Raw genomic sequence first — 8,191 nt, forward strand, 5'->3', positions numbered from 1 at the left:
GTTCGCTCGAGAACGACACGTTCACGGGCAAAGTCGTCGCCGCCCTGCGCAACGAGTTCGGCGGCCACGCCGTCGAGAAGAAGGAAGCCGTAACGACCGCTTAAACGCGGCAAAACGAGCATCCTTCCCCTATCATCCCAAATTTTACTGGAGGTTAACGACATGAAATTTTTCCTGGATACGGGCAACATTGAGGAGATCAAACGGATCAACCGCCTCGGACTGGTAGACGGAGTTACGACGAATCCTTCCATCATCGCCAAGGAAGGCCGCCCGTTCAAAGCGATCATTCAAGAAATTTGCAGCATCGTCTCGGGACCGGTCAGCGCGGAGGTCATCGGCCTGACCGTCGAGGAGATGGTGAAGGAAGCGCATGAGCTCGCCACCTGGGCGCCGAACGTCGTCATCAAGCTGCCGCTCACCGAAGCCGGTCTGGAAGCTACGCACATTCTGGCGCAAGAAGGCATCAAAACGAACGTTACGCTGGTGTTCTCCGCCGCGCAAGGCCTGATGGCCGCGAAAGCCGGCGCCACCTACATCAGCCCGTTCGTCGGACGGCTCGACGACATCGGCGTCGACGGCTTGAAGCTGATCCGGGATCTGAAGACCATTCTCAGCAACTACGGCTTAAAAACGGAAATTATTACGGCCAGCGTCCGCAACATTGCCCATGTGGAGCAAGCGGCCATCGCCGGCGCGGACATCGCCACCATTCCCGGCTCTCTCCTTCCTTCCCTGTGGAAGCATCCGCTGACCGACATCGGCATCGAGCGCTTCCTGAAGGACTGGGAGAAAGTCCCGACCAACAACTAATTCGCAAAGTAGGCGGTTTACATGTATAAAGCGGTCGTCATCGGCGGAGGTCCCGCCGGTTTGTCCGCGGCCATTCATCTGGCGCGGGCCAATCTGGAGCCTCTGGTCATCAAGGGCTTCGAGCCAAGCAAATATTTGATTACCACGATGGAGGTCGATTCTTACCCCGGCTTCCCGGCCGGCGTGGACGGTCCCACCTTGCTGGACAATATGGCCAAGCAGGCGGAACAGTTCGGCGCCCGGATTCGGATCGGCAACGTGCAGCGGGTGGATCTGTCGAAGCGTCCGTACGCGATCGACATCCAGGGCTACGGGACGGTGGAGGCCGAATCGGTCGTCATCGCAACCGGCGCCTCCTTCAAGCTGCTCGGCATTCCCGGCGAAGAGGCGAACTTCGGGCGTGGGGTCAGCATTTGCGCGACTTGCAGCGGCTATTTCTCCACCGGCAAAAAAGCCATCGTCGTAGGCGGCGGGGATTCGGCGCTTGAAGAAGCCATCTACTTGACGCGGTACGCCTCCGAGGTGACGATCGTGCACCGCCGCAACGAGCTTCGCGCCTCCAAGGGCATGCAAGAGCGCGCAAGGCAGTACGGCAAAATCAAGTGGGCGCTGAACCGGACGCCGATCGAAGTGCTGGCCGACGAGCATGGCGTAACCGGGCTGAAGGTGATGAACCACGAGACCGGCTCGGAAGAAGTGATCGAAGGCCGCCGCCTGTACGTGGCTATCGGAACCCGGCCGAACACCGGCTTCCTGGAGGGCCAACTTCCTACGAACGAACGCGGCTACCTGCTCGTGAAGCCGGGCACGACCGAGACGGGCATCCCCGGCGTCTTCGCTTGCGGCGACGTTCAAGACCCGCGTTACGGACAGATTACGAGTGCAATCGGCAGCGGCTGCATGGCCGCCGTCGACTGCGAGCGATATTTGGATTCCTTGGTCGTGGAAGAGGCCGTCGCCCTTTAAGGATGGGTTATGTAGGGTTAAGTAAAAGCTCAATCGCTTTGGCGATTGGGCTTTTTTATCGATTCGGAATTTTGCCGAATCGTCTCCGTAAGACCGATGCCTAACGAATCCAGAAAACCTTATTTGGTCAAAATCACGTGTTTTGCAATCTTAACGAACTCCAGCGCCGCTATTCCCGTCGTAGACCGACATTCCATCGTTTTTTTCTTCCAATAACGTTGCTGTAGTTCGTTAAGGTCGGCAAACAGGCTTTTCGACGCTCATAAGAATCATACGATTCGTTAGCAGCCCGTACGACTCGGCCGGTCTCTTCTTCCAACGTGGGCTCCTAACGGTGCAGATAGAGGGTGACGGGCTTGACACTTCCGGAAAGGAGGATGCCCGCGGCTCTTGTCGCCCTCCGTCGAATGCCCGATTTTCACCCCGTCCTCATTCATTCTCCTCCGCCCATTGCATATATATGGGAATCACCGGAGGTGTTATCATCCATGTTTAGACGTTTTTGGGTCGCCGCGATCGCCGTGGTTGCGCTGTTGTTCGCCATCCCCACCTATGCGGCAGGCGCGGAATCGACCTCCTTGGACAAGAAATATGTCGATTACGCGCAATTTATCGTCATCGACAAATCCAGCAACAAGCTCTACTTCTACCAGAAGGGCAAATTGGTCAAATCGTTCGACGTGGCGACCGGCAAGAAGCCCTCCTACACGCCGGAGGGCTTGTTCACGATTCGCGAGAAAGTCAAAAACCGCCCGTACTATAAAGAGAAAATTAAAGGCGGCGACCCCAAAAATCCGCTGGGCGACCGCTGGCTCGGGCTCAAAGTGACGCTCAAAAACGGCCAGGTCTCGTATGCCTACGGAATCCACGGGACCAACAACGAGAAGTCGATCGGCAAGTACGTCTCCGCCGGCTGCATCCGCATGCACAACAAGTCCGTACACTGGCTGTACGACCAGGTGAAGGTCGATACGCCCGTGCTTATTCGGAAGTAGCTGGCGGCTCCAAGGCGGACCGAACCGCCTTCGCGATGAACGGAAGCAACACCGAGAGGTGGCTTTCTTCCGGGTAGAGGCAGTACTCGACTTGCAGACCCGGAAGGGCCTCCGCGGTTAGCCGCTCGTACAGATGACGGGCGTCTTCCACCATATGCGGCTTCTCCCGTCCGCCGACGGCCAGGAGCAGGCGAACGTCCGCCTCCCGCGCCCGGCCGTTCGCTTCGGAAGAACGGACCGCCCTCGTCGAACCCCCCGCATCCAAGGGGCGTGGGGCCGACGCTTGTTCCGCCCATCGCCGCGCCTCGGCGGCAATCCAGCGGTTTTTCCACCAGATGGACGGACTTCCCGCCGCGTAGAACCGATAGGTTCCGCGCCCGGAAAACAGCGCGCGCAGCGCGAGGAGACCGCCCAAAGAATGACCGATCAACGTTTGGCGGCTGCGGTCGATCGGCACCTCCCGCTCGATCGCGGGCTTCAGCTCGTTTTCCAGAAAATCCAGGAATTCGTCCGCCCCGCCCGTCGCCGGCCATGGGGTCCCGTCCTTGCGTGGCGGCAGCTCTTCCGCTTCCGCGCGGACGGTATAATCGTAAAAGCGCCGTTCCACGTCGAACGGCCCGTTCGTCTCGTATCCGATGCCGACGACCGCCGCCCCGTCGGCGAGCCGATGCGGTCCCCGCGTCTGCAAGCGGACCGCTTCCGCCACCGTGCCGAACACCGCATTGGCGTCCAGCACGTAGAGGACGGGGTAACCGGCCTCGGACGGCGCCCCTTCCGGCTTCCATAACATGATCCGGTGCATTCGGCCGTCCGGACGAATCCATCTCCGCTGCGACGCGCCGGATATCGAGAAGGCTTCCCACTCACCGCGCATATCCGTCGGCCTCCCCCGCGAACAGCCATTGCAAGGCGTCCGTGAATTTCCGGGCGAAAAACATCGGATCGTGCGTACCTTCCGCGGCGATCTCCAGCTTCAGCCGGTCGCCGGGGACCCCCCGCTCGAGCAGCGCCGAATGGACGAGCCTCGTCCGATCGGCCATGTCCCGCTGAACGTTCCGATTGTAACGGCCCTCCAACGCCCCCACGGACAGGAACAGGCGCGTCTCTTCCTTCGGGATCGGCTCCCGGCGCACGTAATCGGGGACGCCCTCATACCAGAGCGAAGCGGAGATCAGCGCGATTTTGCCGAAAATGTCCGAATAACGATAATAGGCCCGCAGCGAGATCAGGCCGCCCAGCGAACAGCCCGCGAGCCCCGTATGCTCCCTGTCCGGCAGCGTCCGGCATTCGCGGTCGATGAACGGCTTGATCCGCAGCGCCACCTCCTCCAGGTAACGATCGCCGGCGCCCCCGAACTCCGGCTTGCCCGGAACGAGCGGCGAAGACGGCCAAGGCGTATATTCGTCCAACCGATTGCGCGGCTCGATGCCGACGAAGATCAGCTCCGGCAGCCGCCCTTCGTGAAATAAATACTCTAAATAATTAATGCCGTCAAAAGCCGCTTCGCCCCCGTCGTGCAAGTAGACGACCGGGTAGCTGCGGCCGCTCCCCGAATAAGAAGGCGGCAAATAGACGTGCAATACCCGTCCGTTTACCGCCGCCTTGCGTTTCATTCCCTCCATGAAGCGAGCCTCTCCTCCCGGCTTCCGACGCGAACGGCGGAGCGCTTATTTTCTTCGCGAACGATAGAGCAATGAGATGAAATAAGGAACCCCGACGATGGACACGACGATGCCGACCGGCAGCTCGGCCGGCGCGAACACCGTCTTGCCGATCAGATCGCAGACGACAACCAGCGTCATGCCGACGGCCCCGCTGACCGGCACGATGTAGGGATAATGAACGCCGGTCAGCCTTCTTGCGATGTGCGGCGCGATAAGTCCGACGAAGCCGATGCTGCCTGAGACGGAGACGCAAGCGCTCACGAGGCCGACGCAGCACAGCAGTTGAATTCGCCTCTCCCGGTCCGCGCGAACGCCCAAGCCCCGCACGCTGACTTCGTCCAGTTGGAGCAGGTCAAGGGCATCCAACGCCCTGCGCTCCTCGCCGTCCAGGTTGTCGGGCGCCAGAATCAAATCGACGGACGCTTCCCGCAGCAGCTCCGCGTCCGCCCGCCACGATCTCCGGTAGCGGTTGGCGTTCAGATGGACCGGGATGTCGTCTCGAAGCACGCGGTAATAGTAGGCCGTCCATTTCGGGTGAAGAGGCGCCGCGAACGGAAGAACGTTCAGCGGAAGCAGCATGCCGAGCAGCTCCTGGCTGTATGCTGCCAGCCTGAGGCGCCGTCTCTTGCGATAATCGGTCGGGGAGACGCCGATCTCCTTCTTGAACTTGCGGCTGAAATAAAACTCGTCGGCGTAGCCGACCCGATGGGCAATGTCCCGAAGCTTCAACGCGGGTTGCTCCATCAGTTGTTTCGCCCGGCTCAGCCGGATCGCCGTCAAACGCTCCATGGCGCTGACGCCGTACCTTTTCTTGAACAGATCGACGAAGTACTTGGGGCTTACCCCGGCTACCCGCGCCAGCCGTTCGATCGTCCACGGTTCGGCGTAGTGTTCTTCCATATACTGCAGGGCGACCTCCAGCCCTTCGGACGAATTGTCCGGGTTCGGGAGAAGGCCGGACAGCAGATCGTACATCAGTTCCTGGAAATCAAGCTGGCTCCGGAAGATGCCCATCCGCTCGTTCCCCTCCCAATGGCGCCAAATGTCGGCGCATAGCGCCGGCAGCCGGTCGGAAGCGGCCGCGAAGAGCCTTCGTCCCGGAGGAACGCTTCGAACCCGTTCGGCCGATGCGTCGACTCCGTCTTCGGCTTGCCGTAGCCGGTAAACATCGAAATGGAACAAATACAGCTCGAACGCGCTGTCGCACGCTTCGAAGCCGAATGTCGTCTCCGGCGCGCACCAATAGACCGAGCCTTGGTTCAGCTCCGTCTGCCGCCGCTCCAGCGCGAGCCGGACTCTCCCTTCCGTTACGACGATCAGGGCGTGAGACCTTCCGAGCCGCTGGTTCAACCGTTCCCGGCTCGCCTCCCGTATGCGTTCCGCCGACCGAAGCCGGAGCGTCCATTCGTTCGGATCATCCGGCAGCAAGCCGGCTGCGTCGGTATTGGCTTCGTTCACGTTCCATCCCCCGTCTTGTCAGCTCTCTTATTTCGAGTATAATTGATAATCATTCTCAGTGACAATAATCCGTCGATAGATCTAGGCCTTACCGCCTCCGGATTCCGCAAATTTCGACACAGAGCAGTTGACGAACCCCCTGAGCAGGTGTAAGATGGGCTCTGTTGTACCATGCGGCGGATTAAAGAGAGAAGGACGATCGCGTCCGTCATCGGAGTGGAGTAGGAGGAAAATCATACGATGGAAGCCATGACTTTTGTTCTGTTTGGCGCCACTGGCGACTTGGCCAAACGGAAGATTTACCCTGCGCTTTACAACCTTTATCTGGACGGCAAACTCCCTCAATCGTTTACGGTTGTCGGATTGGGCCGAAGGGAAATTCCGGACGCCTCGTTCCAAAGCAGCGTCGAGCAGTCGCTCAAGCAATTTTCGAGACGCCCGGTGCAGGAAGGGAGCAAGCTATGCGAATTCCTGTCCGCGTTCCGCTATCATCCTCTGAACGTAACGAACCCGGAAGATTACGCCAAGCTGCTGGAGCTCGTGCAAGCCCGCGAGGCCGAATTGAACGCCCCCGACAACCGGCTGTTCTATCTGTCGGTGGCGCCGGAATTTTTCGACGTCATTGCGTTAAATATTAAAGAAAGCGGACTCGGCTCGACCAAGGGCTGGAAGCGGCTCATCATCGAGAAGCCGTTCGGCCACGACCTGGCCAGCGCCCGCGAATTGAACGCCAAGCTCTCCAAGGCGTTCGAGGAAGACGAAATTTTCCGCATCGACCACTATCTCGGCAAGACGATGGTTCAGAATCTCGAGACGCTCGTGCTCGCCAACCCGGTCATCCAGGCGATCTGGAACAACCAGCACATCGCGAACGTGCAAATTACAGCCAGCGAGACGGTCGGCGTCGAGGAACGCGCGGCCTATTACGACCATTCCGGCGCGATTCGCGACATGTTCCAGAACCATATGCTGCAGGTGCTCATGATGACGGCGATGCGCCAGCCGGGCCGGATTACGGCCAAGGAGATCCGTGCGGAGAAGCGGAAGATCATCGAGAAGCTCCGTCCGGTCGCCAAGTCCGAGGTCGCCCGCCATGTCGTTCGCGGCCAATACGCAAAAGGCTCGCTGGGCGGCAAGCCGCTGGCGGGGTATTTGGAAGAGCCGGGAATTCAGCCGGACTCCCGCAACGACACGTTCGTCGCCGCGCGCCTGTGGATCGACGATCCGATGTGGCAGGGCGTTCCCTTCTACATTCGCACCGGCAAACGGATGGCGGAGAAGTCGACCCGCATCGTCGTCGAGTTCAAAAACCCGACGGCCGACCTGTACGCGTCGCGCGGCGAGAAGACCGCGCCGAACTTGCTCGTCATCGAGATTAACCCGAACGAGCGGGTGTCCTTCCGGTTCAACGGCAAAAACCCGCGCAACGACGGCAAGATCGAAACGATCGAGATGGATTTCGCCACCGAGCAGTCGGAACTCCCGGAAGCTTACGAGCGGCTCATTCACGATGCGCTGCAAGGAGATTCCACTTTCTTCGCCCACTGGAACGAAGTCGAGCTTGCCTGGCAATGGGTGCAGCCCGTGCTCGAAGCGTTCGAGGAGAACCTGCTGCCGCTTCATTCTTATCCGGCGGGCTCGAACGGCCCGGAAGCTTCGGACCGGCTGCTGAAGGAAGACGGCTTCCAATGGTGGCTCGATCCGAAGACGCGGGAACTGGTCGGACAAGCTTGATGACGGAAGCCGTCCCCTTCGCCCTGAAGAGAGGAACCATTTTAAACTAAAAATAGAGAAATCGTCCGCGGCTGAAGCGGGCGAAATTGGAGGAGTAATCACATCATGCAAATCGGTCTGATCGGTCTCGGTAAAATGGGTTTTAATCTCGCGCAAAATCTGATGGATCACAAGCACGACGTCGTCGCGTTCGACCTGAACGCCGATGCGGTCGCATCCGTCAAGGCGCTCGGCGCCAAAGGCACCACCAGCCTCAAGGAGCTCGTTCAATCGCTCGCTTCCCCGCGAGTGCTCTGGATTATGGTTCCCCACGCCGTCGTCGACTCCGTTCTGGACGAAGTGACCCCGCTGCTGAGCAAAGGCGATATCGTCATCGAAGCCGGCAACTCCCACTACAAAGAGTCGATCCGCCGCTACGAGCAGCTCAAGAAATCGGGCATCCACTTCCTCGACGCCGGCACTTCCGGCGGCATGGAAGGCGCCCGCCACGGCGCCTGCTACATGGTCGGCGGCGATCCGGAAGCGTGGGCGATCGTCGAGCCGGTTTTCCGCGACACCGCG

7 protein-coding genes and 2 pseudogenes are annotated in these 8,191 nt (G+C 60.0%); 5 read left to right on the plus strand and 4 right to left on the minus strand.

The genetic code is table 11. The annotated features are described in order from the left end of the window. Nucleotides 1–162 precede the first annotated feature (162 nt). The 3 genes from fsa (at nucleotide 163) to G485_RS0116795 (ending at nucleotide 2,774) form a co-directional block, all read left to right on the plus strand. Entirely contained in the window at nucleotides 163–813 is a 651-nt protein-coding gene (gene fsa / locus G485_RS0116785) for a fructose-6-phosphate aldolase (protein WP_027093475.1), read from the plus strand. 21 nt (nucleotides 814–834) lie between these two features. Beyond that, nucleotides 835–1,779 carry an NAD(P)/FAD-dependent oxidoreductase gene (locus G485_RS0116790; RefSeq protein ID WP_027093476.1) on the plus strand — a complete coding sequence of 315 codons (945 nt, stop codon included), beginning with the start codon at nucleotides 835–837 and terminating at the stop codon, nucleotides 1,777–1,779. Between the two features lie 488 nt (nucleotides 1,780–2,267). Further along, nucleotides 2,268–2,774: a L,D-transpeptidase gene (locus G485_RS0116795; RefSeq protein WP_051318357.1), complete on the plus strand. Its 507-nt coding sequence runs from the start codon at nucleotides 2,268–2,270 to the stop codon at nucleotides 2,772–2,774. Here the strand turns inward: G485_RS0116795 and G485_RS0116800 are convergent. The 4 genes and pseudogenes from G485_RS0116800 to G485_RS31360 all read right to left on the minus strand — a co-directional run. Continuing rightward, nucleotides 2,761–3,648, minus strand: a complete 888-nt coding sequence (locus tag G485_RS0116800) for an alpha/beta hydrolase (RefSeq protein ID WP_027093478.1) — start codon at nucleotides 3,646–3,648, stop codon at nucleotides 2,761–2,763. The genes G485_RS0116795 and G485_RS0116800 overlap by 14 nt on opposite strands. Next, nucleotides 3,638–4,396: an alpha/beta hydrolase gene (locus tag G485_RS0116805; protein ID WP_051318358.1), complete on the minus strand. Its 759-nt coding sequence runs from the start codon at nucleotides 4,394–4,396 to the stop codon at nucleotides 3,638–3,640. The genes G485_RS0116800 and G485_RS0116805 overlap by 11 nt, the downstream gene beginning before the upstream one ends. Nucleotides 4,397–4,441: 45 nt before the next feature. After that, nucleotides 4,442–4,810, minus strand: a pseudogene (locus tag G485_RS31010) (iron chelate uptake ABC transporter family permease subunit); the annotation flags it as partial. A 261-nt stretch (nucleotides 4,811–5,071) separates the two neighbouring features. Beyond that, nucleotides 5,072–5,896: pseudogene (locus tag G485_RS31360) on the minus strand (helix-turn-helix transcriptional regulator); the annotation flags it as partial. 240 nt (nucleotides 5,897–6,136) lie between these two features. On the opposite strand from G485_RS31360, the gene zwf reads away from it, so the two are divergent. Both zwf and G485_RS0116820 read left to right on the plus strand, forming a co-directional pair. Continuing rightward, nucleotides 6,137–7,630, plus strand: a complete 1,494-nt coding sequence (gene zwf / locus G485_RS0116815) for a glucose-6-phosphate dehydrogenase (protein ID WP_027093480.1) — start codon at nucleotides 6,137–6,139, stop codon at nucleotides 7,628–7,630. A gap of 105 nt (nucleotides 7,631–7,735) precedes the next feature. Beyond that, the coding region (locus G485_RS0116820) for an NAD(P)-binding domain-containing protein (protein ID WP_027093481.1) at nucleotides 7,736–8,191 on the plus strand (456 nt) is incomplete at its 3' end.

The organism is Cohnella thermotolerans DSM 17683 (assembly GCF_000429825.1).
Classification (GTDB): Bacteria; Bacillota; Bacilli; order Paenibacillales; family Paenibacillaceae; genus Cohnella; species Cohnella thermotolerans.

Excerpts from the sequence above, each read along its gene's own strand:
- fsa (WP_027093475.1), top strand. The coding sequence starts at position 163 with ATGAAATTTTTCCTGGATACGGGCAACATTGAGGAGATCAAACGGATC.
- G485_RS0116790 (WP_027093476.1), top strand. The coding sequence starts at position 835 with ATGTATAAAGCGGTCGTCATCGGCGGAGGTCCCGCCGGTTTGTCCGCG.
- G485_RS0116795 (WP_051318357.1), top strand. The coding sequence starts at position 2,268 with ATGTTTAGACGTTTTTGGGTCGCCGCGATCGCCGTGGTTGCGCTGTTG.
- G485_RS0116800 (WP_027093478.1), bottom strand. The coding sequence starts at position 3,648 with ATGCGCGGTGAGTGGGAAGCCTTCTCGATATCCGGCGCGTCGCAGCGG.
- G485_RS0116805 (WP_051318358.1), bottom strand. The coding sequence starts at position 4,396 with ATGGAGGGAATGAAACGCAAGGCGGCGGTAAACGGACGGGTATTGCAC.
- zwf (WP_027093480.1), top strand. The coding sequence starts at position 6,137 with ATGGAAGCCATGACTTTTGTTCTGTTTGGCGCCACTGGCGACTTGGCC.